Source organism: Treponema sp. R8-4-B8 (genome assembly GCF_054786175.1).
Genome location: NZ_BDHE01000313.1, coordinates 1 through 499 on the forward strand (window position 1 = coordinate 1; position 499 = coordinate 499).

Below are 499 nucleotides of genomic sequence, written 5' to 3' on the forward strand. Positions count from 1 at the left end.
CTTAACGTACTAATAATATAGTTCTCCGTAAAATACTTCCGTAATTTTACTAATAAATTACCTCCCCCCAATTGCCTCTCCCCAAGCTTGTATCGCTATTCCAAAAGCAACCGAAACATTAAGCGACGCTTTTTGTCCGTTACAGGGGATTGTCACCCTCCCCAGCGAAGCGTCCGCCGCTGCCAACGCGCGGGGACTTACCCCTAATTCTTCAGAACCTATTATCATAATCCCACGGCGCGGAAAGTGAAATTCAGATAAAGAGGTGCCTCCTGTTTCTAAGGCAAAAATTGGTGGAGTTTCCGTAAAATTATCGGTTGGCGAATTTTCCGGGGTGGAAAAAAGCTCTTGCCGTTCCCAGGGGATAATGTCTACACAGCCCATAGCAGTCCGTTCGGAGCGTTTATGACGCGGGTCGGCGCATAGGGGGGACAAGATTATTTTCTCTACGCCAAAACTTTCAGCGGTGCGGAACATTGCCCCCACGTTGAATGGGGAA

The 499-nt window shown here is 48.1% G+C and carries 1 protein-coding gene; it reads right to left on the bottom strand.

Annotated features, from left to right (window positions below; all coding sequences use genetic code 11):
- Positions 1 to 57: 57 nt before the first annotated feature.
- Positions 58 to 499: TrmH family RNA methyltransferase (locus ACYVRA_RS08560; RefSeq protein WP_461252299.1), on the bottom strand; the 442-nt coding region annotated here is incomplete at its 5' end.